26 protein-coding genes and 3 tRNA genes are annotated in these 25,605 nt (G+C 66.7%); 15 read left to right on the forward strand and 14 right to left on the reverse strand.

Annotated elements, in window-relative coordinates:
* Positions 1 to 48: 48 nt before the first annotated feature.
* A complete protein-coding gene (bcp, locus tag QM841_RS21815) occupies positions 49 to 522 on the reverse strand; it encodes a thioredoxin-dependent thiol peroxidase (RefSeq protein ID WP_007296587.1) in 474 nt (157 codons plus the stop codon).
* A 161-nt stretch (positions 523 to 683) separates the two neighbouring features.
* Here bcp and QM841_RS21820 point away from each other — a divergent pair, with 161 nt between their 5' ends.
* The gene (locus QM841_RS21820) at positions 684 to 905 is read left to right on the forward strand and encodes a DUF3618 domain-containing protein (RefSeq protein WP_005248277.1); all 222 of its coding nucleotides are present in this window, start codon (positions 684 to 686) and stop codon (positions 903 to 905) included.
* A 155-nt stretch (positions 906 to 1,060) separates the two neighbouring features.
* Here the strand turns inward: QM841_RS21820 and QM841_RS21825 are convergent.
* A tRNA-Lys gene (locus QM841_RS21825) sits at positions 1,061 to 1,133 on the reverse strand.
* Positions 1,134 to 1,422: 289 nt separating this feature from the next.
* On the opposite strand from QM841_RS21825, the gene QM841_RS21830 reads away from it, so the two are divergent.
* Positions 1,423 to 2,661, forward strand: a complete 1,239-nt coding sequence (locus tag QM841_RS21830) for a L,D-transpeptidase (RefSeq protein WP_283333553.1) — start codon at positions 1,423 to 1,425, stop codon at positions 2,659 to 2,661.
* Positions 2,662 to 2,723: 62 nt separating this feature from the next.
* On the opposite strand, the gene QM841_RS21835 is transcribed toward QM841_RS21830, so the two are convergent.
* Both QM841_RS21835 and orn read right to left on the reverse strand, forming a co-directional pair.
* A tRNA-His gene (locus QM841_RS21835) sits at positions 2,724 to 2,799 on the reverse strand.
* Positions 2,800 to 2,884: 85 nt separating this feature from the next.
* Positions 2,885 to 3,484: an oligoribonuclease gene (orn, locus tag QM841_RS21840; RefSeq protein WP_005570251.1), complete on the reverse strand. Its 600-nt coding sequence runs from the start codon at positions 3,482 to 3,484 to the stop codon at positions 2,885 to 2,887.
* Positions 3,485 to 3,569: 85 nt separating this feature from the next.
* On the opposite strand from orn, the gene QM841_RS21845 reads away from it, so the two are divergent.
* On the forward strand, positions 3,570 to 5,306 hold the full coding sequence (locus QM841_RS21845) for a helicase HerA-like domain-containing protein (RefSeq protein WP_283333554.1): 1,737 nt from the start codon (positions 3,570 to 3,572) through the stop codon (positions 5,304 to 5,306).
* Between the two features lie 63 nt (positions 5,307 to 5,369).
* Here QM841_RS21845 and cmrA read toward each other — a convergent pair whose 3' ends face one another.
* From cmrA to QM841_RS21860, 3 genes are read right to left on the reverse strand one after another with little or no spacing between them, the layout of a single operon-like run.
* Positions 5,370 to 6,173, reverse strand: a complete 804-nt coding sequence (gene cmrA / locus QM841_RS21850) for a mycolate reductase (RefSeq protein WP_283333555.1) — start codon at positions 6,171 to 6,173, stop codon at positions 5,370 to 5,372.
* Between the two features lie 18 nt (positions 6,174 to 6,191).
* Positions 6,192 to 8,216, reverse strand: coding sequence for an NADPH-dependent 2,4-dienoyl-CoA reductase (locus QM841_RS21855; RefSeq protein ID WP_283333556.1), 2,025 nt, complete (start codon positions 8,214 to 8,216; stop codon positions 6,192 to 6,194).
* A gap of 13 nt (positions 8,217 to 8,229) precedes the next feature.
* Positions 8,230 to 8,763: a PadR family transcriptional regulator gene (locus tag QM841_RS21860; RefSeq protein ID WP_280784716.1), complete on the reverse strand. Its 534-nt coding sequence runs from the start codon at positions 8,761 to 8,763 to the stop codon at positions 8,230 to 8,232.
* 125 nt (positions 8,764 to 8,888) lie between these two features.
* Here QM841_RS21860 and QM841_RS21865 point away from each other — a divergent pair, with 125 nt between their 5' ends.
* On the forward strand, positions 8,889 to 10,214 hold the full coding sequence (locus tag QM841_RS21865) for an MFS transporter (RefSeq protein ID WP_283333557.1): 1,326 nt from the start codon (positions 8,889 to 8,891) through the stop codon (positions 10,212 to 10,214).
* Here the strand turns inward: QM841_RS21865 and QM841_RS21870 are convergent.
* From QM841_RS21870 to QM841_RS21880, 3 genes are all read right to left on the reverse strand, one after another.
* Positions 10,211 to 10,789 (reverse strand): DUF4203 domain-containing protein, encoded by a 579-nt coding sequence (locus tag QM841_RS21870; protein ID WP_283333558.1) that lies wholly within the window; start codon positions 10,787 to 10,789, stop codon positions 10,211 to 10,213. The genes QM841_RS21865 and QM841_RS21870 overlap by 4 nt on opposite strands.
* 82 nt (positions 10,790 to 10,871) lie before the next feature.
* A complete protein-coding gene (locus tag QM841_RS21875) occupies positions 10,872 to 11,723 on the reverse strand; it encodes an alpha/beta fold hydrolase (protein WP_280782321.1) in 852 nt (283 codons plus the stop codon).
* Between the two features lie 26 nt (positions 11,724 to 11,749).
* The gene (locus QM841_RS21880) at positions 11,750 to 12,457 is read right to left on the reverse strand and encodes a TetR family transcriptional regulator (protein ID WP_283333559.1); all 708 of its coding nucleotides are present in this window, start codon (positions 12,455 to 12,457) and stop codon (positions 11,750 to 11,752) included.
* Between the two features lie 118 nt (positions 12,458 to 12,575).
* Here QM841_RS21880 and QM841_RS21885 point away from each other — a divergent pair, with 118 nt between their 5' ends.
* The 4 genes from QM841_RS21885 to QM841_RS21900 all read left to right on the forward strand — a co-directional run bounded on the left by QM841_RS21885 (position 12,576) and on the right by QM841_RS21900 (position 15,457).
* Positions 12,576 to 13,685, forward strand: coding sequence for a ferredoxin reductase (locus QM841_RS21885; protein ID WP_283333560.1), 1,110 nt, complete (start codon positions 12,576 to 12,578; stop codon positions 13,683 to 13,685).
* A 33-nt stretch (positions 13,686 to 13,718) separates the two neighbouring features.
* A complete protein-coding gene (locus QM841_RS21890; RefSeq protein ID WP_009474107.1) occupies positions 13,719 to 14,891 on the forward strand; it encodes a fatty acid desaturase family protein in 1,173 nt (390 codons plus the stop codon).
* Between the two features lie 12 nt (positions 14,892 to 14,903).
* On the forward strand, positions 14,904 to 15,113 hold the full coding sequence (locus QM841_RS21895) for a hypothetical protein (protein ID WP_009474106.1): 210 nt from the start codon (positions 14,904 to 14,906) through the stop codon (positions 15,111 to 15,113).
* Positions 15,114 to 15,250: 137 nt separating this feature from the next.
* The gene (locus QM841_RS21900; protein WP_283333561.1) at positions 15,251 to 15,457 is read left to right on the forward strand and encodes a hypothetical protein; all 207 of its coding nucleotides are present in this window, start codon (positions 15,251 to 15,253) and stop codon (positions 15,455 to 15,457) included.
* 62 nt (positions 15,458 to 15,519) lie between these two features.
* Here QM841_RS21900 and gdhA read toward each other — a convergent pair whose 3' ends face one another.
* Both gdhA and QM841_RS21910 read right to left on the reverse strand, forming a co-directional pair.
* On the reverse strand, positions 15,520 to 16,863 hold the full coding sequence (gene gdhA, locus QM841_RS21905) for an NADP-specific glutamate dehydrogenase (RefSeq protein WP_283333562.1): 1,344 nt from the start codon (positions 16,861 to 16,863) through the stop codon (positions 15,520 to 15,522).
* 100 nt (positions 16,864 to 16,963) lie between these two features.
* Positions 16,964 to 17,467, reverse strand: a complete 504-nt coding sequence (locus QM841_RS21910) for a winged helix-turn-helix transcriptional regulator (RefSeq protein WP_283333563.1) — start codon at positions 17,465 to 17,467, stop codon at positions 16,964 to 16,966.
* 87 nt (positions 17,468 to 17,554) lie between these two features.
* On the opposite strand from QM841_RS21910, the gene QM841_RS21915 reads away from it, so the two are divergent.
* The 3 genes from QM841_RS21915 (at position 17,555) to QM841_RS21925 (ending at position 19,952) form a co-directional block, all read left to right on the forward strand.
* The gene (locus QM841_RS21915) at positions 17,555 to 18,271 is read left to right on the forward strand and encodes an SDR family oxidoreductase (RefSeq protein ID WP_283333564.1); all 717 of its coding nucleotides are present in this window, start codon (positions 17,555 to 17,557) and stop codon (positions 18,269 to 18,271) included.
* Positions 18,271 to 18,831 carry a PaaI family thioesterase gene (locus QM841_RS21920; protein ID WP_283333565.1) on the forward strand — a complete coding sequence of 187 codons (561 nt, stop codon included), beginning with the start codon at positions 18,271 to 18,273 and terminating at the stop codon, positions 18,829 to 18,831. The genes QM841_RS21915 and QM841_RS21920 overlap by 1 nt, the downstream gene beginning before the upstream one ends.
* 296 nt (positions 18,832 to 19,127) lie before the next feature.
* Positions 19,128 to 19,952 (forward strand): alpha/beta fold hydrolase, encoded by an 825-nt coding sequence (locus QM841_RS21925; protein WP_283333566.1) that lies wholly within the window; start codon positions 19,128 to 19,130, stop codon positions 19,950 to 19,952.
* Positions 19,953 to 20,022: 70 nt separating this feature from the next.
* Here QM841_RS21925 and QM841_RS21930 read toward each other — a convergent pair.
* Together QM841_RS21930 and QM841_RS21935 are read right to left on the reverse strand one after the other, a co-directional pair.
* Positions 20,023 to 20,095: transfer RNA gene (locus tag QM841_RS21930), tRNA-Arg, on the reverse strand.
* Positions 20,096 to 20,152: 57 nt separating this feature from the next.
* Positions 20,153 to 20,530 carry a DUF4345 family protein gene (locus QM841_RS21935; RefSeq protein WP_283333567.1) on the reverse strand — a complete coding sequence of 126 codons (378 nt, stop codon included), beginning with the start codon at positions 20,528 to 20,530 and terminating at the stop codon, positions 20,153 to 20,155.
* Positions 20,531 to 20,636: 106 nt separating this feature from the next.
* Here QM841_RS21935 and QM841_RS21940 point away from each other — a divergent pair, with 106 nt between their 5' ends.
* The 4 genes from QM841_RS21940 (at position 20,637) to QM841_RS21955 (ending at position 25,507) form a co-directional block, all read left to right on the forward strand.
* A complete protein-coding gene (locus QM841_RS21940; protein WP_283333568.1) occupies positions 20,637 to 22,667 on the forward strand; it encodes a bifunctional copper resistance protein CopD/cytochrome c oxidase assembly protein in 2,031 nt (676 codons plus the stop codon).
* Positions 22,668 to 22,836: 169 nt separating this feature from the next.
* The gene (locus QM841_RS21945; RefSeq protein ID WP_280782331.1) at positions 22,837 to 23,265 is read left to right on the forward strand and encodes a single-stranded DNA-binding protein; all 429 of its coding nucleotides are present in this window, start codon (positions 22,837 to 22,839) and stop codon (positions 23,263 to 23,265) included.
* A gap of 133 nt (positions 23,266 to 23,398) precedes the next feature.
* Positions 23,399 to 25,078, forward strand: a complete 1,680-nt coding sequence (ettA, locus tag QM841_RS21950) for an energy-dependent translational throttle protein EttA (RefSeq protein ID WP_005248242.1) — start codon at positions 23,399 to 23,401, stop codon at positions 25,076 to 25,078.
* 3 nt (positions 25,079 to 25,081) lie between these two features.
* On the forward strand, positions 25,082 to 25,507 hold the full coding sequence (locus QM841_RS21955) for an acyl-CoA thioesterase (protein ID WP_280782332.1): 426 nt from the start codon (positions 25,082 to 25,084) through the stop codon (positions 25,505 to 25,507).
* Positions 25,508 to 25,605 lie beyond the last annotated feature (98 nt).

The following is a 25,605-nucleotide window of genomic DNA, read 5'->3' on the forward strand; positions in this document are numbered from 1 at the left end:
AACGCCGGTGACGGACGGCCGACAACATGCAGCCGCCCGTCGCGTCGATCAGACGGACAGGTCCCGCCGCAGTTTCGCGACGTGGCCGGTGGCGCGGACGTTGTACTGGGCCACTTCGATCTTCCCGTCCTCGTCGACGAGGAACGTGGAGCGGATGACACCCTGTACGGTCTTGCCGTACATCTTCTTCTCGCCGAACGCGCCCCACGCCTCGAGCGTGGCCTTGTCGGGATCGGACAGCAGAGGGAACGTCAGTTCCTCGTTGTCACGGAACTTGGCCAGCTTCGCCGGCTTGTCGGGTGAGATGCCGATCACGTCGAGGCCTGCGCCGTTCAGGTCGGCGAGGTTGTCGCGGAAGTCGCAGGCCTGTTTGGTGCAGCCCGGCGTGCTCGCCGCCGGGTAGAAGTACACGACGACCTTGCGGCCGCGGTAGTCGGCGAGCGACACGTCGTTGCCGTCGGCGTCGGGCAGCGTGAAGGCGGGTGCGGTGTCTCCGGGGGCGAGTCTGTTGTTGTCGGTCACGAGAAGTCAGGCTACCGGGAAGGTCTGACCGTGGGCCGCGGCGCGATCGGGGGAGACAGAGTCGCTGGTCGCGTGTTCTCGTCTACGGTTGACGCAAGTGTGGGATCGTCGCGGTAGCGTCGCTCTCGCTGATCGAACCAGTCGAACAAGTTGGAGGACACGTGCCCAGGGACACCGAGAGCATCGAGCGTGAGATCGAGAACGCGCGTAATCAGCTCGCGAGCACTCTCGACGAATTGACGGTCCGCACCAACCCGAAGCGTCTCATGGAGAACACGAAGCGGACGCTGATCGCGAAGCTGAACGAGCCGGCGGTCAAGTACGGACTGATCGCCGTGGGTGCGGTGGCAGGGCTCCTGGTGCTCCGCAAAGCGTTGCGCTGAACGACCCTCGTCACTGACGGGCCGTCGGATGTGAAGTTCGCAGTGACTTCACGTTCCGGCGGCCCGTTCGTCATCCGACCGCCCACTCGGTGCGGTGAGATCGTGACACGAGAAAGGCCCCCATCCTCGTGAGAGGATGGGGGCCTTCGTGCAAGTGCGCCCACAGGGACTCGAACCCCGGACCCAGTGATTAAGAGTCACTTGCTCTACCAACTGAGCTATAGGCGCTCGCTCTTGCGAGACAGAACATTAGCGGGTCGCTTCTCGGGAATGCAAATCGCCTGGTGGCGACTGCCCGTGGCGACCCGATCCGGACGGTGGCGCGTAACAACAGCGCCGCTGGTCACGATTGATATTCGAACGTTATTGAGCGGCTCGGCGCTTGGTTGGAACCGGTCTCCAGTGGCTGGCATCATTGGAGACCACACGGTCTCGACGTGCTGATTCGTCTTGCGAAGGCGAGGGACGTGCCGGCTTGAACGTGAATTCGGAGCGAGGACGTGAAGTGGGGTTATCCATGGGTGTGGGGCGTGGCGGGCGCGTGCGTGCGCAATCGGTGAGATCCGTCTCGAAGACGGTGACGATTGTGGCGGCATCACTCGTATTCGCAGTGTCGATCGCAGGGTGCACCGTCTCCGGTGCCGACAGCGTCACGTCGGAAGGTGAGGCGCCGATCGATTCCAATCCGGTCACCGAACTCATCAAGCCGAAGCTGACGGCGTCGGCCGTCGATGGTGCGGTGGGATTCTCGCCCGGACAGCCGGTGACGGTGACGGTGGCCGACGGCACGCTGGCGGCGGTCACCATGCTCAACCCGGAGGGCGAGCCGGTCGACGGCGCCATCGCCCCCGACGGGTTGTCCTGGGTCAACACGGAGCCGCTGGGCTACGACAAGGAGTACCGGCTCGAGGTGAAGGCGAACGGACTCGGCGGCGGCACCACCTCGACGTCGGCGTTCACGACCAGCGCGCCCGGCAACGTCACCAAGCCGTACGTGATGCCGTCGGAGGGTGACGTGGTGGGCATCGGTCAGCCGATCGCGGTCCAGTTCGACGAGAACATCCCCGACCGCAAGGCCGCGGAGGCCGGCATCACCGTCACGACGAATCCACCCGTCGAGGGCGCGTTCTACTGGGTGAACAACCGTGAGGTGCGGTGGCGTCCGCAGAGCTACTGGGCCCCCGGCACCGCCGTGGACGTCAAGGTCGCCGTGTACGGCCGTGATCTCGGTGACGGACTGTTCGGCCAGGAGGACGTCCACACGGCGTTCACCATCGGCGACGCCCTGGTCGCGACGGCGGACGACAACACCAAGCAGGTGACGTTCGAGCGCAACGGCGAAGTGATCATGACGATGCCCACGTCGATGGGTAAGGACGACACACCCACCGACAACGGCGTGTACATCATCGGCGACCGGTTCGCGAACCTCGTCATGGACTCGTCCACCTACGGTGTGCCGGTCAACTCCCCGCAGGGATACAAGACGCCCGTCGATTGGGCGACGCGAATGTCCTACAGCGGCATCTTCTTCCACTCGGCGCCGTGGTCGGTGGGGCAGCAGGGGTACTCGAACGCGAGCCACGGCTGCCTGAACCTGAGCCCGTCCAACGCGAAGTGGGTGTACGACAACACGAAGCGCGGCGACATCGTGATCGTCAAGAACACGCTGGGCGGCACGCTGTCGGGCACGGACGGCCTCGGCGACTGGAACATCCCGTGGGATGTCTGGAAGGCGGGCAACGCCAACGCCTGACGGCGGGCGTCAGACCAATCGCAAAGAGGAAAGCCCCCGGCCGAGGCCGGGGGCTTTCCGTGTGGGGTGAGTGACGGGACTCGAACCCGCGACAGCCAGGATCACAACCTGGTGCTCTACCAACTGAACTACACTCACCATGTGCTTCAGGCACCGCCCGGGGGCAGTAACTTCGGCGAGGAAGATACTAGCGCGTCCGGTGCCCGAGAAGCCAATCGGTATCTCAGGCGGGCCCGAGTTCCTCGACAACTGCGGCGATGTCGCTGGTAGACGGTCCGGGCTCGGGCACGAACGCCGTCTTCCGGTAGTACTTCAGTTCCCGGATCGACTCCTTGATGTCGGCCAGGGCGCGGTGGGCGAGACCCTTTTCGGGCTGACCGAAGTAGATCCGCGGGTACCAGCGCCGGGACAGTTCCTTGATGGAGCTGACGTCGATCATCCGGTAGTGCAGGTAGGTGTCGAGGTCCGGCATGTCGCGGGCGATGAATCCGCGGTCGGTCGCGATCGAGTTGCCTGCGAGCGGCGCCGTCCCGGCGACCGGCACGTGCTCGCGGATGTAGGCGAGCACCTGCTGCTCGGCCTCGGCGAGCGTGACCGTGGACTTCCGGACCTCGTCGGTCAGCCCCGAGTTCTCGTGCATCTTGGTCACCACGTCGGGCATGGCCGCGAGCGCGTCGTCGTCGGCGTGGATGACGATGTCGACACCCTCACCGAGCACGTTCAGCTCGCTGTCCGTGACCAGAGCTGCGATCTCGATCAGCTTGTCGGTGCCGAGCCGGAGCCCGGTCATTTCACAGTCGATCCACACAAGTTTGTCCTGCACCAGGAACACAGTAGTCACGTGAGTGACGGGATAAGGTCTGCGGTGGACACTTTCTCCCGACGTGCGTGATTCGAGGAGGGCTTGGATGACCCAGCAATCGCAGGACGGCGACGCGACCTCGACCCCGGCGGAAAGGGCGGCGGCGGCGAGGGCGGCGGCCGCCGAAGCGGCCAGGATCGCGGCGGAGGCTGCGGCAGCGGCAGAGGCGGCGGAGCAGGAAGCCCGGGACGCGGAGGCCGCGGAGAACCGTGCTCCCGCAGACGTCGCCGCCTCCTCCGGTGCCGCCGCGGACATCGCGGCCGGATACTCCTCGGAGGGTGCGGCTCTGGAGCTGGGAACGGTGGTGCTCGACGGAGCCGTGGATCCGGCGGCCCGGGTGCGTATCCCGCTCGCGACGGTCAACCGGCACGGACTCGTCGCCGGCGCCACCGGGACGGGAAAGACGAAGACGCTGCAGGGTATTGCCGAGCAGTTGTCGGCTGCAGGGGTTCCCGTGGTGATGGCCGACGTGAAGGGCGACCTGTCGGGCCTGTCGCAGCCGGGTGAGGCGGGCGACAAGATCACCGCCCGAGCGTCCGAGACGGGTGACGACGAGTGGCGGCCGGCGGGATCCCCGGTCGAATTCCTCTCGCTGGGAACGGAAGGCTTGGGGATTCCCGTCCGCGCGACCATCACGGCGTTCGGGCCGATCCTGCTCGCCAAGGTTCTCGGGCTCAACGAGACTCAGGAGTCCACGCTGGGGCTGATCTTCCATTGGGCCGACGTTCAGGGGCTTGCGCTGCTCGACCTGTTGGATCTGCGATCGGTCATCGCGCATCTCACCAGCGACGAGGGCAGGGCCGATCTGAAGGGGATCGGCGGCGTGTCCCCGGCCACGGCGGGTGTGATCCTCAGGGCCCTCGTCAATCTCGAAGCCGACGGCGGCGACACGTTCTTCGGGGAGCCCGAGCTCGAGACCGAGGACCTGCTCCGGGTGATCGACGGCAGGGGCGTGATCACGTTGTTCGAGTTGGGCGCCCAGGCCGCGCGCCCGGCATTGTTCTCCACCTTCCTGATGTGGGTGCTGGCCGATCTGTTCCAGACGTTGCCCGAGGAAGGCGATCTCGACAAACCCAAACTCGTCTTCATCTTCGACGAGGCGCACCTGCTCTTCGCGGACGCGTCGAAGGCGTTCCTGCAGCAGGTGGAACAGACCGTGAAGCTCATCCGCTCGAAGGGTGTGGGGGTCTTCTTCTGCACCCAGTTGCCGACGGACGTCCCGAATGCGGTGTTGTCACAGCTCGGCGCGCGGATCCAGCACGCGCTGCGCGCTTTCACTCCCGACGATCAGAAGGCGCTCACGAAAACGGTACGGACGTACCCGACCACCGAGAACTACGACCTCGAGAAGGCTCTCACCTCACTGGGCATCGGTGAGGCGATCGTCACGGTCCTGTCGGAACGGGGTGCACCGACGCCGGTGGCGTGGACGAGGATTCGGCCTCCCCGCTCGCTGATGGACACCATCGGCAACGACGCGATCACCGCCGCGGCGTCGTCGAGTCCGCTGTCGGCGAAGTACCGGCAGACCGTCGACCGCGAATCGGCGTACGAGAAGCTGACGGCCAAGGTCGCCGGGGCACCGGCCACGGAACCGGGCCTCGACCTGCCCCCGCTTCCCGACCTGCCGCCCCCGCCGCCCGCACAGCGGGAGGGTCCGAACATGGCCGAACAGATTCTCGGGAACTCCGCGGTGAAGAGCTTCCTCCGCTCGGCCGCGTCGGCCGCCGGCCGCGAGATCTCCCGCAGCATCTTCGGGACGGGCAAACGTCGCAGGCGCTAGAAACGCTGGGCGAATGTACCTTTCAGCGCCTCGGCAGGGGTGACCGGTACATTCACCCGGGGGTCATCCGCCCAGCTTCTTGTAGAACGTTCCGACGATCGGGGCGACCACCGCGCGCGGGCTGTACTGCCCGGCAACGGACATCGCCTTGCTGATGATGCCGGGCACGACGCGCATCTTGTTGTCGGCCAGACCGTCGAGCGACACCTTGGCGGTGTATTCGCTGGAGATCCACAAAAAGTCGGGCACCAGCCTGTCCACGATCGACGCGTCCGCCGGATCGGGCTCCTCGGTGCGGACCGGGCCGGGTGCGAGCAGCGTGACGTTCACTCCCGTTCCCTTGAGTTCGCCGCGCAGCGACTCCGAGAAGGTGTTGACGAACGCCTTGCTGGCCGCGTAGGTGGCGTTGTGGGGGATGGGCATGTTGCCTGCCGCGGAGCCGACCATGAGGATGGCGCCGGACTTGCGTTCGAGCATCCCGGGCAACACCGCGAGGGTGAGGTCGTGCACCGCAACGGCGTTGAGTTCCACCTGGGCCCGCTCGTACGCGGGATCGAGTCCGGCGACCGGCCCGAACGTGGCGATGCCCGCGTTGTTGCACAGGACGCTGATCTCACGTCCGGACAGTTCGGTGACGAGGGTGGCCCGCGCGTCGCGATCCGACAGATCGCACGCGCGCACGTCGACCTCGACGCCGTGCTTGTCACGCAGGGCCGCGGCGAGTGACTCCATCACCTCGCCGCGGCGCGCGACGAGGATCAGGGAGTGGCCCCGGGAGGCCAGGTCGGTGGCCAGCGCCTCGCCGATTCCGGACGAGGCGCCGGTCACGACGGCGCGGGCACTGGGGGTGGGGTTCGGCAAGCTCACGGTCAGCAGCGTAGTGCGTCAGATGCGCGCGGCGAGCCGGGTGCCCTGCTCGATCGCGCGTTTGGCGTCGAGTTCGGCTGCGACGTCGGCGCCGCCGATGACGTGGGTGGTGACGCCGGCGACGGTCAGTTCGTCGACGAGGTCACGCACCGATTCCTGACCTGCGCAGATCACGACGTTGTCGACGGCGAGGGTGCGGGGCCTCTCGCGTTTGGTGCCGAACGTGATGTGCAGGCCGTCGTCGTCGATGCGCTCGTAGTTGACCCCGGACAGTTCCTGCACGCCCTTGTTCTTCAGCGCTGCCCGGTGAACCCAGCCCGTGGTCTTCGCGAGTCCGGCGCCGATCCGGCCGCTCTTGCGCTGCAGCAGGTACACCTCACGCGGCGACGGTTCGGGAATGGGTGTGGTGAGGGCGCCCGCCGCCGCTTCGGGTTCGGTGACACCCCACTCCTGCTTCCACTCCTTCAGGTCGAGCGTCGGGGAGTGCTCGTGGGTGAGGAATTCGCTGACGTCGACGCCGATCCCGCCGGCCCCGATCACCGCGACCGACTGCCCGACGGGCTTGCCGCCCCGCACGACCTCCGGATACGTGAGCACCTTCGGGTGGTCGATACCCGGAATGGACGGAACCCGCGGCGTCACCCCGGTCGCGACGATCACCTCGTCGTACTCGCCGACCAGCTCGGTCGCGGTGACACGGCTGTCGAGCCGGACGTCGACACCGGCGAGCGGAAGCTGGCGGTTGTAGTACCGGATCGTCTCCGCGAACTCCTCCTTGCCGGGGATCTTGCGGGCGATGCCGAACTGTCCGCCGATCTCCGAATCCGCCTCGAACAGGGTCACCGAGTGGCCGCGCTGTGCCAGGCCCAGTGCTGCCGACAGGCCCGCGGGTCCGGCGCCGACGACGGCGACACGCTTCGCGGCCCGGGTGGGGGAAAGTGTCAGTTCCGTTTCCCGGCCTGCACGGGGATTCAGCAGGCACGACACGTGCTTGCGGACGAAGGCGTGGTCGAGGCAGGCCTGGTTGCACGCGATGCACGTGTTGATCTCGTCGGGGGTGCCCGCTTCGGCTTTGCGCACCCAGTCGGGATCGGCGAGCATCGGGCGCGCCATCGAGATGAGCTGCGCGTCACCGCGGGTCAGGATTTCCTCGGCGACCTCCGGCATGTTGATCCGGTTCGACGCGGCCACGGGGATGCTCACGTGCTTCTCGAGCTTGCCGGTGATGTCGGCGAATGCGGCCCGCGGCACCGACGTCACGATCGTCGGAACACGGGATTCGTGCCAGCCGATGTCGGTGTTGATGATGGTCGCGCCCGCGGCCTCCACTTCCTGTGCCAGCGCGACGATCTCGTCCCACGTCTGACCGCCCTCGACGAGGTCGGCCATCGACAGGCGGAAGATGATGATGAAGTTGGGGCCCACCGCCTTGCGAGTGCGGCGGACGATCTCGACGGCCATCCTCCTGCGGTTCTCGGGAGTGCCGCCCCACTCGTCGGTGCGCTTGTTGGTGCGCTCGCACAGGAACTGGTTGATGAAGTAGCCCTCGCCGCCCATGATCTCGACGCCGTCGTAGTTCGCCTGCTGCGCGAGCCGGGCGCAGCGGACGAAGTTGCGGATCTGCCAGCGCACGCCCCGGCCCGTGAGTTTGCGGGGCCGGAACGGGTTGATCGGGGCCTTGATCGACGAGGCGGAGACGCTGAAGGGCTGGTAGCTGTACCGGCCGGCGTGCAGGATCTGCAGGGCGATCTTGCCGCCCTCGTCGTGCACCGCCTTCGTGATCGCGCGGTGCCTGCGGGCCTCGACTCGGTTGGTGAGCTTGGCGCCGAACGGCAGCAGCCAGCCCGTCCGGTTGGGCGCGTAGCCGCCGGTGACGATCAGCGCGACACCTCCGCGGGCGCGCTCGGCGAAGTACTCGGCCAGACGGGGAACGTCCTTGGCGCGATCTTCGAGCCCGGTGTGGATGGAACCCATGATCACCCGGTTCTTCAGCGTCGTGAAACCGAGGTCGAGGGGAGCGAGGAGCTGCGGGAACTGGGTCATTGGCGGCGTGTCCTTACTGTGCGAGCGCGTCGAGTACTTCTTGGCACCAGTCGGCGAATCCCTCTTCGACGCGGATTCCGCCGCGCAGGACGAGGTACTGGTGCAGGGCTGCCCCGGAGAGCTGGTCCGGTGCGGGAAAGTCACGTTTTTCGATCATGCGGTAGACCTCGAGCCGGGCGGCGTGGCCGTCGCGGTGGCGAGCGACCTCGGCCGTGAGTGCGGCGATGTCACCGTGCTGAGCGGCGCGGATCTTCACTGCCAGCTCGTTGCGCAGGTGGTTGGGCTCGGTCGGTTCGGCGATCCAGCGCTCGAGTTCCGCGCGCCCGGCCGCGCTGACCCGGTACACCTTCTTGTCGGGTCTGCTGTCCTGCGCCACGACCTCGGCGTCGACCCATCCGGACTCGTCCATGCGTTTGAGGACGCGGTAGATCTGCTGGTGGGTGGCGCTCTGGAAGAAGCCGATGGATTTGTCGAACCGGCGCGCCAATTCGTAGCCCGAGCCGGAGTGCTCGGTGAGGGAGACGAGGAGCGCATGTTCGAGTGCCACGAACCGAAGTATGTATGCAACGAGGTGCGTATGCAACTGAGTGCACACTCAGTGGTCCGTCCGAACGGGACACTCGTCGCGTCGGACCATACGAACTCCCCGTTCGCTCGCATAGGCTCGCGGACATGAGCACCGACGTTCGTCCGCCGGCCGGGATCGGCGAGGCCGCGACGCGCAGACAGGTTGTCGCGTGGGGGTTGTGGGACTGGGGATCGGCCGCCTTCAACGCCGTGATCCTCACGTTCGTCTTCTCCGTGTACCTGACGGACGCCGTGGGGGAGGACCTGCCGGGGTCGATTTCCGCGAGCACGTGGCTGGGATGGTCGCTCGGCATCGCCGGTTTCCTCATCGCCGTGCTCGCCCCCGTCACCGGTCAGCGATTCGACGCCGCCGGACGACGTAAGTGGGCGCTCGGTGTCCTCACGTTCGCGACGGTCGGGTGCATGGCGGCGATGTTCTTCGTCCGCGACTCGTATCAGTACCTGTGGCTCGGGCTGGTGCTGCTGGCCGCGGGTTCGGTGATCTTCGAACTGGCCGGCGTCCCGTACAACGCGATGCTCAGGCAGGTGTCGACGCCGGCGAACATCGGCCGGGTGTCCGGGTTCGGCTGGGCGATGGGCTATTTCGGCGGGATCGTGCTGCTGCTGCTGTGCTACTTCGGATTCATCTCCGGTGACGGCGACAACCGGGGATTCCTCGGGCTCACCACCGACGGCGGACTGAACATCCGGATGGTGGCGCTGCTCGCCGCCGTCTGGTTCGCGATCTTCGCGATCCCCGTCCTGCTGAAGGTCCCCGAGCTACCCCGCCCCCACGCGGATCCGGGTGCCGACAAGGCCGGTTTCGTCGAGTCGTACCGGGTGCTGTGGCGCGATCTGCGCGACCTCTGGGTCGCCGACCGGCGCACCGTGTACTTCCTGGTGGCGAGTGCGCTGTTCCGCGACGGACTGGCCGGTGTCTTCACATTCGGCGCCGTCCTCGCCGTCAACGTCTACGGCATCGGCGCGGGTGACGTGCTGCTGTTCGGCGTCGCGGCCAACGTCGTCTCCGCGCTCGGCGCGCTCACCGCCGGCCGGTTCGACGATCGGATCGGACCGAAGACCGTCATCATGACATCCCTGATCGCGATGATCGTCGTCGGCGTCGTACTGACGGCCGTCTCCGGACCGGCCATGTTCTGGATCTTCGGACTGCTGCTGTGCCTGTTCGTCGGTCCCGCGCAGTCATCCGCGCGGACGTTCCTGGCCCGGATCACACCGCCCGGCCGGGAGGGGCAGATGTTCGGTCTGTACGCGACAACCGGTCGCGCGGTGTCGTTCCTCTCGCCCACCCTCTTCGGGCTGTTCGCCTGGTGGTTCGCGGCGGATCGGGCCGGGATCATCGGACTGGTGATCGTGCTCGCGATCGGGCTCGCCGCGCTGACGGTGGTGAAGGCGCCCGATCGCGACTAGCGCCGCGCGCGATTGTCATCGATCCGGAGCTTCTCCGGGAACAGCCGCCGCTGTGTTAGCCAGCCCGCCGCCGCCACGCCGATCCAGATCAGCGTGGCGAAGAACTGCTGGCTGCCCTCGTTCGGATCCTCCAAGAAACGCAGCGGGGGGATGGCCAAGCCGAGCCCGGTCAGCACCATGCTGGCGCCGCCGAGCGCAGTGAGCCACAACAACGCCCGTGCCCGGTACCGGTCGGCGAGGAAGCCACACGCGACGGCGAGTGCGACGATGACGACTCCACTGAGGAGCCAGCCGGCGTCGTCGGGTTGCAGGACACGACTGAGCTTCGCTCCGATCACCGCGCCCGCGACGATCCCGATGAAGAATGCGGCGAACTTGAAGATCAGGGTCGTGGCCACCCACACCACGACCGCACCGATCGCCGCGACCAGAAACGTCGTCTCGAGCGACAGCGACAGCAGATCGGCCAGGAGCCAGCCGAGGCCGAAACCCGAGGCGAGAACGGCGACGTGGAGTGAACCGACACCGGCGAAGCACAGAACGGCGCCGACCAGAAGGATTGCGATGCCACTCATGGTGCCCTCCCACGGTGCACGAGACGAGTAGTGCCATCAAACCAGAACGCACGCCCCGTCGAGGGGAAGAGCGGATTTCGGTTCAGTTCGGTGCGGTTCCGGTACGCGTGAGGATCGCGTCCGCGAGGGCGTCGGGCCGCTGCTCCGGGATCCAGTGCGTGGCACCGTCCAGGACGACGAACTCGTAGGGCGCATCGACGAACTCGCCGCACCTTTCCGCTCCCGCACGCCCCAGCGCCTGGTCACCGGTGCTCCAGACGTAGGTCGTGGGAACGGTGACGGCAGGCGTCTGCTCGAAGTCGCTCGTCATCGCGCGGTACCAGTTCAGCGCGCCGGTGAGCGCTCCCGGTTCGCCGAGCAGCGCGACGTGCCGGTCGACGAGCGCCGGCGCGACGACGTCACCGAACATCGCGCGCAGCGCCCGCGCGTTCTCCTCGAGGAGGACCCGCTCGGCCTTGCCTTCCGTCCTGAGGAGACGAATGTAGGAGGAGCGTTCCTTCTGATCGGCGTCCTCGCGCAAGGCCCAGCCGAACGCGCCCGGATGTGGCACCGACACGGTGGTGAGCGAGGTGATCCGGTCGGGGTGCCGCGCCGCGACGACCCACGCCACGGCGGCTCCCCAGTCGTGCCCGACGAGATGTGCCGAGTCGAGACCGAGTGCGTCGAGCAATCCGATTACGTCCGCGACGAGGTGGTCGATCCGGTAGGAGTCGACTCCGTCGGGTCGCGCACCGGGCGAGTATCCGCGCTGGTTCGGGGCGAACGTCCGCAGACCGGACTCGTTCAGCAGGGCGCTGACCGGTTCCCAGGACGCGGCGCTCTCCGGAAACCCGTGCAGGAGAACGACGGGGACGCCGTCGGCCGGACCGCTGGTGGTGACGTCGAACGTCAGGTCGCCGAGGGTGATGTGCGCGTGTTCCGAGGTTGACAACATGCCCCCACCGTACGGCGAGAGCGCCACTACTTCGCGGGATTCCACCCGCTCATGCCGAGCATGATCAGGCGCAGTTGCCGTTCGGCACGCGCGACCACTTCGGCCTCACTTCGGCTTCCGGGACGATCGGCCTCGAGCAGATCGACGACGACGGCGAACATGGTGGACACGATCAGGTCGGCCGCCATCTCCAGGTCGTCGTGGTCCCAGGACTGCAGACCGTCGATGCGGGACAGGTCAACCGTGAGTTCGCTGACGAACAGCTTCATCTCGGTCGCGATCGCCCGGCGAATTTCCGGGACGCCGCCGTAGCGTTCGCGGCTGAGGAACCGGAACTGCGCCTCGTGGGTGCGGACCTGCCGCACGAGGATGTCGAGGGATGCGCCTGCGCTCTTGGTGCTCGGGGTGCGGCGGGCGTCGCGGAGCATCTGCCGCAGAATTCGCATGCCCTCCTCGACGAGCACCACGCCGAGCTCCTCGATGGACGCGAAGTGGCGGTAGAACGCGGTGGGCACGATTCCCGCGGTGCGGGCGATCTCGCGCAGGCTCACGCCGGCGAAACTACGGTCCGCCATGAGTTCGAGTGTGCCGTCGAGAAGGGCCTTCCTCGTGCGCTCCTTGCGGGCTGCCCTGCTCTCCGGTTCGGCGCCGGTCGACTGACTCACGGCAGTGAGTGTATTCGCGGCCGCGCCGACACCCGTCATCTCCGGGTGCTCGTACTCGTCATCCGGCATGCGTATCCGATCGCTGTCTGGGGTGTGCGTGCGGTCACATTTCGATTGACAAGTTCCTGTCTCTCTCTGTCACACTATTGTCAGTGTACAACCGTGCACTCAAATGGAGGAGGCTGACGTGTCAGTTGCCCACACCAGTCGTCCGGCGGAGGGACGCAGGTTCTCGCTGCTGTCGTTGTTCGAGGCGATGGCCACTCCGCACCAGCTCGACCGCTACCTCGAACTTGTCACTCCCATGGTCACCGTGCGCGACCTGCGAGCCGAAGTGGTCGAGGTCCGGCGGTCCACCGCCGACACCGTCACCCTCACGCTGCGTCCCACCCGTCAGTGGCGGGGATTCCGTGCGGGGCAGTTCGTGCAGGTGGGCGTCGTGATCGACGGGGTTCGGCACACCCGGTGCTACTCACCGGCCAATGCACAGGCGTCCACCGACGGGCTCGTCGAGCTGACGATCAAGGCGCACCCCGAGGGTCTGGTCTCGCAGTACCTGCACGCGCACGCGCACCCCGGTCTGGTGCTCGACCTGTCTCAGGCGGCGGGCGAATTCACCCTCCCGTCTCCGCGCCCTCGCCGGCTCCTGCTGGTGAGCGGAGGCAGCGGAATCACCCCGGTTCTGTCGATGCTGCGCACCCTCGTCGACGAGCAGCACTTCGGAAGCATCACTTTTCTGCACTACGCGTACACCGAAAACGACGTCGCGTACCTCGACGAGTTGCGCGCACTCGCGGACGCGAACGCCAACGTCTCCCTCGTGTTGGCGTACACCGATCAGGAGACCGGCGGCCATCTCCACGGGTTCTTCGGTCAGGAGCACCTCGACGCGGTGGCGCCCTGGTACGCGGACGCCGAAACCTTCCTGTGCGGCCCGCCCGGACTGATGCGTGGCGTTCGGGAGGTGTATCGCGAACTCGGCATCGAGGACCGTCTGCACACCGAGGAATTCGCTCCCGCCGCAGCCCCGGCGGAGGGTGAGGCCGGTGGCGAGGTGTCCTTCACCGCCAGCGGTGTCACCGCGGACAATTCCGGCGCCACGCTGCTCGAACAGGCGGAGGCCGCCGGGCTCCATCCCGAGTACGGGTGCCGGATGGGCATCTGCTTCTCCTGCACGACGGTGAAGAAGTCGGGGTGCACCAAGAATGTCCGCACCGGCGACACCGACACCGACCCGGACAAGGCGATCCAGCTGTGCGTCTCGGTTCCGGTGGGCGACGTCGCCCTCGACATCTGACTTTCACAAGACATTCAACGCTTGGAGACCGACATGTTTGGACTCTCACTCTCGTTCCTCCCGTTCGTCGACGGCTCCGACGGTTCCCGCAACGACGCCCCGGTGGTGCTCAGTCACGACCAGGTCGAAGAGATCGGCCGGGAACTGGACGCCCTCCGCGACCGGACAGTTGCGGACCTCGGCGCCGAGGACCGCGAATACATCTACAAGATCATCAAGGCGCAGAGGGGATTCGAGGTCGCCGGTCGCGGGCTGATGTATCTCGGTTTCTTCCCGCCGGCCTGGATTGCCGGGGTCGGTGCTCTCGGTGTGTCGAAGATCCTCGACAACATGGAGATCGGCCACAACGTCATGCACGGCCAGTACGACTGGATGCGTGAACCGGGCCTGAACTCCCGCGTGTTCGAGTGGGACACCGTCTGCCCGGCCGATCAGTGGAAACATTCCCACAACTACATGCACCACACGTACACCAACATCCTCGGCCGGGACCGGGACATCGGCTACGGCATCCTCCGGATCGACGAGGCGCAGAAGTGGAACCCCTACTATCTGGGGAACCCGGTCTACGCCTTCTTCCTGATGATGCTGTTCGAGTGGGGCGTCATGATGCACGACCTGGAAGCGGAGAACGTGATCCAGGGCAAGCGGAAGTGGCACGACGTCAAGCCGCTGCTGAAGGGCTGGTGGCGCAAGGCCGGTCGGCAGGTACTCAAGGACTACGTGATCTTCCCGGCGCTCACCGGGCCACTGTTCGTCCCCACACTGCTCGGCAACGTGACCGCCAACCTGATCCGCAACGTGTGGGCGTACTCCATCATCTTCTGCGGCCATTTCCCCACCGGCGTGCAGAGTTTCACCGAGGACGAGACCGCGGAGGAAACTCGCGGCGAGTGGTACGTCCGGCAGATGCTCGGAAGCGCGAACATCGAGGGGAGCCCGCTGTTCCACATCATGTCGGGCAACCTGTCGCACCAGATCGAGCACCACCTGTTCCCGGACCTGCCCGCCCACCGGTACCCGGAGATGGCACCCGTCGTGAAGGCGCTGTGCGAGAAGCACGGGCTGCCCTACAACACCGGTGGCTTCTTCAAGCAGATCGGCTCCGTGTGGGGGAAGATCTTCAAGTTCGCGCTGCCGCCCGGTCTCGTCTCGTCCGACACCCCTCCCGGTGTTATCGTCGAGCGGCAGAAGACTGCAGCCTGAGAGGCGAAAACAATGGTGGGGAAGTTCGAGCGGCGCAAGGACACCGTGCAGGAACTGACGGAGTCCGCGGCAACGCACGTGGGCCAGATCGCGACGATCATCGCGGGCGCCGTCCGGGACGTCACCCGGGAGATCGGTGACTGGGTGTCCGACGGCATCGAGATGCGCGAGGCCGCGAAGAAGGCCCGTGACGACGAGGGCGAGGCCGAACCGGTCGACTGAGTAAGCCGACCGGGCGTTTCGCCCAGGTAGAGATCCGGCCGCCGAGGGTGTGTTCATTGCACCCTCGGCGGCCTTTCTGCGGACAGGGCTCCGGTCAATGCTGGCTGCAGCACGAAACCGCCCGCCGAAAGGAACCCATGTCCCCCATCACCATCTCCACCACAGCGCGTATCGCGCTCGCCGGCTTTGCAGCCCTTGCCATTTCGCTGACCGGTGCCGCCGGCATGGCGTCGGCCAAGCCGATCTGCGAGACCGGCTGTTCGCAGCCGCTGCCCACCAAGAACCCCCGGCCCGACGTCAAGCAGATGTGCTGGGTCGAATGGGGGCAGCACAGTGTCAGGTGAGCTGACACGTTCGCGCCTCGAACGGGGCGCGGCCGGCGACGGCCGCGCCACTGTTCGTTCTGCTAGATGACGCCGAGCGAGATCATGGCGTCGGCCACCTTCACGAAACCGGCGATGTTCGCGCCGTGCACGTAGTCGCCCGGCATGCCGTACTCGGCGGCCGTGGCCACGGTGCGTTCGTGGATACCGCGCATGATTCCGGCCAACCGCTCGTCCGTGTATTCGAAGCCCCACGAGTCGCGGGACGCGTTCTGCTGCATCTCGAGTGCCGACGTGGCGACGCCGCCCGCGTTGGCCGCCTTGCCCGGGGCGAACGCCACCGCGGCATCGCGGAACACCTGGACGCCCTGCGGGGTCGTGGGCATGTTCGCGCCCTCGGCCACCGCCTGCACGCCGTTCGCCACCAGCGTCTTGGCGGCCGCTTCGTCGAGTTCGTTCTGGGTGGCGCAGGGGAGCGCGACGTCGCACGGCACGTCCCAGATGGATCCGTTCGGCACGAACCGGGCATGCGGCACCGTGTCCGCGTACTCACCGATCCGTCCGCGCCGCACCTCCTTGATCTCCTTCAGGAGCTCGAGGTCGATGCCCTTCTCGTCGACGACGTATCCGGAAGAATCGGAGCTCGCAATCGCGATTCCGCCGAGTTGGTGCACCTTCTCGATCGCATAGATCGCGACGTTTCCGGAACCGGAGACGACGACGGTCTTGCCGCCCAGTGAGCTGTTCGCGGCTTTCAGCATCTCGGCGACGAAGTAGGCGACGCCGTACCCGGTCGCCTCGCGACGCACCTGCGAGCCGCCCCAGGTGAGGCCCTTACCGGTGAGGACCCCCGACTCGTAGGAGTTGGTGAGGCGCTTGTACTGGCCGAACAGGTAGCCGATCTCGCGGCCGCCGACGCCGATGTCACCTGCCGGGACGTCGGTGTACTCGCCGATGTGGCGATGCAGTTCGGTCATGAACGACTGGCAGAACCGCATGATCTCGGCCTCCGAGCGACCCTTGGGGTCGAAGTCGGAACCACCCTTGCCGCCGCCGATCGGAAGTCCGGTGAGGGCGTTCTTGAAGATCTGCTCGAAGCCGAGGAATTTCACGATACCCAGGTTCACGCTGGGGTGAAACCGCAGGCCACCTTTGTAGGGGCCGAGCACACTGTTGTACTGCACGCGGAAACCGCGGTTGACGTGCACGTTGCCGGAGTCGTCGACCCACGGCACCCGGAAGATGATCTGCCGCTCGGGCTCGCACAGCCGCTCGATCAATCCGGAGTCCGCGTAGTGGGGGTGGTGGTCGAGCACGACCTGCAGCGACTCGAAGACCTCGGCGGCTGCCTGGTGGAACTCGGGTTCGCCGGCGTTCCGCAGGCGGACCTGCTCGTAGATCTCTGCTACCTGGTCGCGCGTTGACACAGACCCACCTGCCTGACGTGTGAGGAATTCGTTACCTGACGTTTACTTTGGAAACTATAGACCTGATGTCGGGTGTCCTGTATTGGGCCGGGCGGAAAGGTTAGGGCTTCCGCAGTGGTGTGCGGGAATGCATTGCGACAGAGGTGTTCTCGACTGCCTCGCCGCAGTGCGCGCAGCGGTGTTCCAGCTCCAGTGAGTGCCCGCATTCGTGCACGAGCACCGACGGGGCCTCGTCGACGGCCCACTTGCTGCCCCATTGGAACAACGAGAGCAGCAGCGGTCGCAGGTCCTCGCCCGCCGCGGTGAGGTGGTACTCGAAGCGGGGAGGGTGCTCGGAGTACTGCCTGCGTTCGATGACGCCGACCTCCTCGAGCTTGCGCAGTCGCGCGGTGAGGATGTCGCGCGAGACGCCGATGTACCCGGCAATCCGGTCGAAGCGGTGCACCCCGTAGCTCAGTTCGCGGATCACCAGCATGGACCAGCGGTCGCCGATCAGTTCCATGGTGGCGGCGATCGCGCAGGGTCTCGGCGCCAGTGGCATGCGGTCCATGACGATCTCGGGTGTCGCTCGCTCGGTGTCGCCGTTGGTCATGCCCTCCATCATAGAGGGTTGTGTTTTCCAACTAATAGGGATTACTGTCGTGACCGTAGTTAGTTGGAAAAGCAGACTTACTCATTCGAAGGGGTCGTCATGACCACGATTCAAGATCGAACGGTGCTGGTCACCGGAGCCGGCCGCGGACTCGGGCGTGCCTTCGTCGCCGAGGCGCTCGCGCGAGGAGCGCGCACGGTCTATGCGTCGGCGCGTGACACGTCGACGATCGAGGAGCATCCGCGGGTCGTGCCCGTCGAGCTGGACGTCACGAACCCCGAATCGGTCTACGCCGCCGCGGAGCACGTGGGGGACCTCGGCGTCCTGATCAACAACGCCGGCATCCTCATCGGCGAGTCGCCGCTCACGGGTGATCTCGACGGAATGCGCCGCGAACTCGAAACCAACCTCTACGGGCCGCTCAACGTCACTCGCGTGCTCGCACCGATCATCGCCGCCAATGGGGGCGGCGCGATCCTCAACGTGCACTCCGTCCTGTCATGGCTGGCCGTCGGCGGCTCGTACAGCGTCTCGAAAGCCGCCCTGTGGAGTGCCACCAACGCGATGCGTGCCGAACTCGCGGCGCAGAACATCCAGGTGGTCGGGCTGCACCTCGGGTACATGGACACCGATATGACGAGCGGACTGGACGTGCCGAAGATCTCCGCGGCCGAGGTCGCGCGACTGGCCTTCGACGGCATCGAGTCCGGCGCCAACGAAGTCCTCGCGGACGACACCTCCCGCACCGTCAAGGCGGCACTGTCGGGCGACCTCGACGTCCTCTATCCGCAGCCGGCGCAGCAGGGGGCGGCATAGTGAGCGAGTCCGGAAACGGCGCGGTGTCGACCGTCGAGGGCGTGGCGGACGCGGAGTGGGGAGAGGTGCGATCGAGGACCGTCGAATGGCGCGACCCGGCGGGTCCGGCGCGGAAAGCGCGAGAACTCGACGGCCTCGGCTACCTGCGGGCGATCCTCGGCGGCGACATTCCCGCGCCCCCGATCGCGAGCCTGATGAACCTGCGGTTCCTCGAGGCAGAACCCGGAAGGGTCGTCTTCGCGCTGGACCCCGACGAGTCGCAGTACAACCCGATCGGCGCCATCCACGGTGGCGCCGTGTGCACCCTGCTCGATTCGGTTGCAGGCTGCGCCGTGCACACCACGTTGCCCGCGGGGTGGGGCTACACGTCGGTCGAGATCAAGGTCAACTACATCCGCGGGGCGACCCGGGACTCGGGGGCCCTCACGGCCACCGGCGTCGTGAAGAAGTCGGGTCGCCGCATCGCGTTCGCGGAAGGGGAGGTCACCGACTCGCAGGGCCGCCTCGTCGCCACCGCCACCAGCACCCTGCTGGTGTTCGAGGTTCCACCGGAGAGCTGACACCGGATGCGCGAGTAACGGCAGCTGAACGCGGGAAACCCGCCACTCGCGGAGGATGGTGGCGGGTCCCGGTGCACCCTTGCCCCGTCGGGTTGGGGCGATGCGCGAACAAGACTAATTGGTCGGTTTGTTACGCGCGAGTACGGAACTCCGGGTACGGACGACGGGCGCAATACCTATCGGACGGTCGTACAGGATGCTGCGGTCGAAGCCGCCCTGCGACGTACCGAAGTTTGATGTACTGAAATTGCGTCCACATCGGCGTCATCCCCAGAGCGGTCAAGGAAGGCAACCACATGGGCACGATCACTACCCAGGATGGCACGGAGATCTTCTACAAGGACTGGGGAACCGGTCAACCCATCGTGTTCAGCCACGGCTGGCCGCTGTCGGCCGACGACTGGGACACACAGATGCTGTTCTTCCTCCAGCACGGCTATCGCGTCATCGCCCACGATCGGCGCGGTCACGGACGCTCGACACAGACCGGCGACGGCCACGACATGGACCACTACGCCGACGACCTCGCGGAGCTGACCGCGCATCTCGACCTGCAGGACGCCATCCACGTCGGCCATTCGACGGGCGGCGGCGAGGTGGTGCACTATCTCGCGCGGCACGGCGAGAGCCGGGTGTCGAAGGCCGCACTGATCAGCGCGGTACCGCCGCTGATGGTGAAGACGGAGGCGAACCCGGGCGGCCTTCCCAAGGATGTGTTCGACGACCTGCAGGCACAGCTCGCCGCCAATCGTTCGAAGTTCTATCGCGACCTGCCGTCGGGCCCGTTCTACGGATTCAACCGACCGGGCGTGGAATCCTCGGAGGCGACCATCGAGAACTGGTGGCGCCAGGGGATGATGGGCGGGGCCAAAGCTCACTACGACGGGATCGTCGCCTTCTCGCAGACCGATTTCACCGAGGACCTGAAGAAGATCACGGTGCCGGTGCTGGTGATGCACAGCGAAGACGACCAGATCGTCCCCTACGCGGACGCGGGACCACTGTCCGCGAAGCTTCTCGCGAACGGCACGCTGAAGACGTACAAGGACTTCCCGCACGGCATGCCCACCACGCAGGCGGAGACGATCAACGCCGACCTGCTGGCGTTCCTGAAGGACTGACACGAAACCCCCGATCCCTGTTCCTCCAGGTGGTCGGGGGTTTTCGCGTGTCGGTGCTCCGTCGGATGAGTGCCCCCGGCAGGATTCGAACCTGCGACCAAGAGATTAGAAGGCTCTTGCTCTATCCCCTGAGCTACGGAGGCGCGCAGCAAATATTACCTGCCGTCCCGAGCGCTCCGACCGGGGCTGGGGTGTCCGAGTCACGAGCCCACGGCGGCCGCGGAGAGCAGAAGTCCCGACAGAACGAGCTCGACCACGAAGTAGAACCACACGGGGTAGAAGCGGGTCGGCCGGTCGGCGACGGCCGACACTATCCGGCCGAAGGCCATCCCCAGCAGGGCGACGGCCACGGTCACCGAGGCGACGGATCGGATGCCGTACGCGTCGAAAGCCGCGAAGAACAGCAGGGCCGCCACCGCGACACCGAAGCCGCCGTAGACCGCGCGCACCTCGGCGCGGGACGTCGCCGAATCCGCGGACAGGGCGAACGGGGCGACCAGCCGGGCAGGCGCGGCGAGCCCGTACACACCCATGCCCGCGAAGAACAGCGCCACCGCGATGATCAGAAACTCAGCCATCTCTCAGCCTCTCGCTCCCTCGGGACACGTCCCTGTCGACGGTAACCGGAGCGGCGACGGAACCCTCGCGTCTCCGACGGCCTGTCGTAGGTCCTACCCTTGATGTATGGCTACACCCCAGCTCGCGGCGTCCGACCCGGCATCGAAACCCCCGAATCGCGCCGATTCGACCGCCCTGTTCGTCGTCGGCGGACTCATCGCCGGTCTGGTAGCGGCAATCGTCGTCGGACTTTCCGCTGCTCAGGCGCTCGTGCTGCTGGGAATTCCGGATCCCGGCCCGATCACCACCTACGGACTGCCCGCGATGCGGGCTGTGTCGGAGATCGCTGCCGTCATCGCCATCGGATCGCTGCTGCTCGCGGCGTTCTTCGTGCCGCCGCAGAAATCCGGTGTCCTGGACGTGGACGGCTACCGTGCGGTCCGGACGGCGTCGTACGCCGCGATCGTGTGGGCCGGGACCGCCCTCGTCCTGGTCCCGCTGACGTTGTCGGACACCTCCGGGCAACCCTTCGCCGAGGCGGTCGAACCGGCCAACATCTTCAATTCGATCGATCAGGTCGAACTCGCCGGCGCCTGGCGCTGGACCGCGATCATCGCGATCGTCCTCGCGATCGCATCCCGGCTCGTGCTGCGCTGGTGGTGGACGCCGATCCTTCTGGTCGTCGGCATCCTCGGGCTGATGCCGCTCGCGTTGACGGGGCACTCGTCGTCGGGCGGTTCGCACGACATGGCGACGAACAGTCTGATCCTGCACCTCGTCGCGGCCTCGCTGTGGGCGGGTGGCCTGTTCGCTCTCCTCGCCCATGCCCGCAGGCGCGGCGCCTACACCGACGTGGCGGCGCGCCGGTTCTCCGCGGTCGCGACGGTCTGCTTCGTCGTCATGGCGGTCAGTGGTGTGGTGAACGCGCTCGTACGCGTCCAGATCGGTGACCTCGTCGACACGACATACGGACGCCTGGTGGTCGCGAAGATCGTGGCGCTCGTCATCCTGGGGGTCTTCGGCTGGGCGCAGCGTCGACGGGCCCTGCCCGCGTTGCAGAAGGATCCGGCCAGCCGCGGCAATCTGATCCGGTTCGCCGGCGCGGAGGTCATGGTGTTCGCCGCCACGATCGGCCTCGCCGTCGGGCTCGGCCGCACGCCCCCGCCCCCTCCGACCGCGGCGCCCACCCTCACGGAGGTGGAACTCGGTTACAACCTGGCGGGGCCGCCGACGTTCGCCAGGCTGATGCTGGACTGGCGATTCGACCTCCTCTACGGCACCGCCGCGATCGTGCTGGCCGTCGTCTACGCGCTCGGATTGCGCAAACTCCGGCGTCGCGGCGACAGCTGGCCCGTCGGCCGGACCGTCGCGTGGATGTGCGGATGCGTGGTGCTCCTCGTGGCGACGTCGTCGGGTGTCGGACGTTATTCACCGGCCGTGTTCAGCGTGCACATGGGCGCGCACATGGCGTTGTCGATGCTGACCCCGGTCCTGCTGGTGCTGGGTGCGCCGATCACCCTCGCCCTGCGTGCCCTCGATCCGGCGGGCAAGAACGGTGTGCCGGGTCTGCGCGAGTGGATCCTGACGGCGCTGCACAGCCCGTTCTCCCGGTTCATCACCCATCCCGTCGTCGCGGCGGTGCTGTTCGTGGGCGGGTTCTACGCCCTGTACCTCGGCGGGATCTTCGAGGCCGCCGTCGACTCGCACTCCGCGCACGTCCTGATGAACCTGCACTTCCTGCTGAGCGGCTACCTCTTCTACTGGGTCGCCATCGGCGTCGACCCGTCGCCGCGCAAACTGCAGCCGGTGACGAAGCTCGCGATGGTGTTCGGCTCGCTGCCGTTCCACGCGTTCTTCGGTGTGGCGCTGATGAGCATGGGTGCGGTGATGGGCGAGTGGTACTACCGGTCGCTCGGACTGGGCTGGAACGCCGACCTGGTGGGTGACCAGCAACTGGGTGGCAGCATCGCGTGGGCGACCGGCGAGATCCCGCTGGTGCTGGTGATGATGGCGCTGCTCATCCAGTGGTCCCGCAGCGACGGCCGCACCGCACGGCGGGTCGACCGGGCTGCCGACCGCGACGACGACGCCGACCTGGCAGCGCACAATGCGATGTTCGCGGAACTGGCGCGACGGGACCGAGAAGCCGGGCACTGACCGCTAGCACGGGGTGCCGACACCTTCGGAGGCTCGGCGGCCGTGCCGGCCGTTCTCTCCACAAGCGCTCTATTTCTCCACAGATTTCGGATGCCGTCCGGCAATCTCCCATCCGGACGGCACGCTGTGAGTGACGGCACCTTGCCGCACTCACAGGGGGTAGAGCGAAATGTACGAAACACACGGCACCGTGGTCGGAACGGTCATCACCAGCCCGGTCACCCGGTCGAACGCGGCCGGTGACGAGTTCCTCAATTTCCGGATGGCGAGCACGGTCCGGCGCCGCGATCACACGACGGGCGAGTGGCGCGACGGGAGCACGCTCTACCTCACGGTGACCTGCAGGCGGCGACTGATGGCCGGCGTCGTCCAATCGATCGCGAAGGGGGATCCGGTCATCGTGACCGGCGAGTTGCGCACCACGGAGTACACGACGCGGGACGGCATCGCCCGCTCCGACCTGGAGCTGAGCGCGACCGCGATCGGACCGGATCTCGCCCGCTGCACGGTCGTCCTCGAGCGCGCGCCCAGAACCGCGGACGGGGGTGCGGCGACCCCGGCGACGGAACAGGTCGCCACTCGGTCCCTCGTCGCGTAGCGCACCAGCGGGTATCGGCGCCGACCCCGTGCCCGCGGCGCCGGTGCCCGCGGCTTCTTCCTGCGAAGCCCCCGATCACGTCCCCGACCCTCCGCGATGTGGGTTCATCGCACTTCACCATTAGGCTGGCCCCATGGCTGAGTTCATTTACACGATGAAGAAGGTGCGCAAGGCGCACGGTGACAAGGTCATCCTCGATGACGTCACGATGAGCTTCTACCCCGGCGCCAAGATCGGTGTGGTCGGCCCGAACGGCGCGGGTAAGTCCAGCATCCTCAAGATCATGGCGGGGCTGGATCAGCCGGGCAACGGTGAAGCGTTCATCGCTCCGGGTGCCACCGTCGGGATCCTCATGCAGGAACCGCACTTGGACGAGACCAAGACCGTTCGCGAGAACGTCGAAGAGGGCCTCGGTGAAACCATGGTCCAGCTCAAGCGGTACAACGAGATCGCCGAGCTGATGGCCACCGACTACTCCGACGAGCTGATGGAGGAGATGGGCGAGCTCCAGGAGAAGCTCGACCATGCCGACGCGTGGGAGATCGATTCCCAGCTCGAGCAGGCGATGGACGCTCTGCGCTGTCCGCCGCCGGAGGAGATGGTCACTCACCTCTCCGGTGGTGAGAAGCGCCGCGTCGCCCTCTGCAAGCTCCTGCTCAGCAAGCCCGATCTGCTGCTGCTCGACGAGCCGACCAACCACCTCGACGCGGAGAGCGTCCTGTGGCTGGAGCAGCACCTGGCCGCCTACCCGGGCGCGATCCTGGCCGTCACCCACGACCGGTACTTCCTCGACCACGTCGCCCAGTGGATCTGTGAGGTCGACCGCGGCCGCCTGTACCCCTACGAGGGCAACTACTCCACCTACCTGGAGCAGAAGGCCGCCAGGCTCGAGGTCGCGGGCAAGAAGGACCAGAAGCTGCAGAAGCGCCTCAAGGAGGAGCTGGCCTGGGTCCGCTCGGGAGCGAAGGCCCGTCAGGCCAAGAACAAGGCCCGCCTCGACCGCTACGAGGAGATGGCCAACGAAGCCGAGAAGACCCGCAAGCTGGACTTCGACGAGATCCAGATCCCGGCGCCGCCGCGTCTCGGCGACGTCGTGGTCGAGGTTTCGAGCCTCGACAAGGGCTTCGACGGCCGGGTTCTGATCAAGGACCTGTCGTTCACCCTGCCGCGTAACGGCATCGTCGGCGTGATCGGCCCCAACGGTGTCGGTAAGACGACGCTGTTCAAGACCATCGTCGGGCTCGAGGAGCCGGACGCCGGTGAGGTGAAGATCGGTCAGACCGTCAAGCTCAGCTACGTCGACCAGAACCGTACGGGCATCAACCCCGACAAGACGGTGTGGGAGGTCGTGTCCGACGGTCTCGATCACATCGTGGTCGGCCAGACGGAGATGCCGTCGCGCGCGTACATCAGCTCGTTCGGGTTCAAGGGCCACGATCAGCAGAAGCCGGCGGGCGTTCTCTCCGGTGGTGAGCGCAACCGCCTGAACCTCGCGATGACTCTAAAGCAGGGCGGAAACCTGATCCTGCTCGACGAACCGACCAACGACCTCGACGTCGAGACCCTCGGTTCGCTGGAGAACGCCCTCGAGCAGTTCCCCGGCTGCGCCGTCGTGATCTCCCACGACCGCTGGTTCCTCGACCGCACCTGCACGCACATCCTCGCGTGGGAGGGCGGCTTCGGCGACAACGAAGCCGCCTGGTACTGGTACGAGGGCAACTTCGAGGGTTACGAGGCCAACAAGGTCGAGCGGCTCGGACCGGACGCGGCGCGTCCGCACCGGGTGACGCACCGCAAGCTCACGAGGGACTGACCCTTGGTGGAGTCGAAGGTCTTCACGTACGAGATCCAGGTCCGGTGGGGTGACTCCGACCGGCTGGGTCACGTCAACAACACCCGCTTCGTCGAGTACATGCAGGAAGCACGTGTGCATTTCCTGTCGTCGGAGCTGGAGTCGGTGGGTGCCCGGGCGGGCGCCACGGTGGTGCGCAAGATGGACGTGGAATTCCTGCGTCCCGTCACCGATGCCTCCGGTCCGCTGACGATCGACGTGTCGGTGCTCCATGTCGGCACTTCGTCGTACACGATCCGGCACGTCGTCACGAACCGCGACGGGGTTCGCTGCGCGACGGGCGACGCCCTGATGGTGGCGTTCGACGCGAAGGCCGAACGTTCGCGTCCGCTCTCCGAGGCGGAACGGGACGCGCTCGAGCGGTACCTCGCGCCGGTGACCACCGGCTGACGGATCCGGCGCGCGCGGTGCCCGAAGTTCACCCTCTGTTCCCATCGCCGCGGGCTAGTCTCGAGAGAGTTGCCCGCGGCGATCGGAACGAAGAGGAA

Source organism: Rhodococcus sp. IEGM 1307 (assembly GCF_030056915.1).
In the GTDB taxonomy this organism is placed as follows: Bacteria; Actinomycetota; Actinomycetes; order Mycobacteriales; family Mycobacteriaceae; genus Rhodococcus_F; species Rhodococcus_F opacus_D.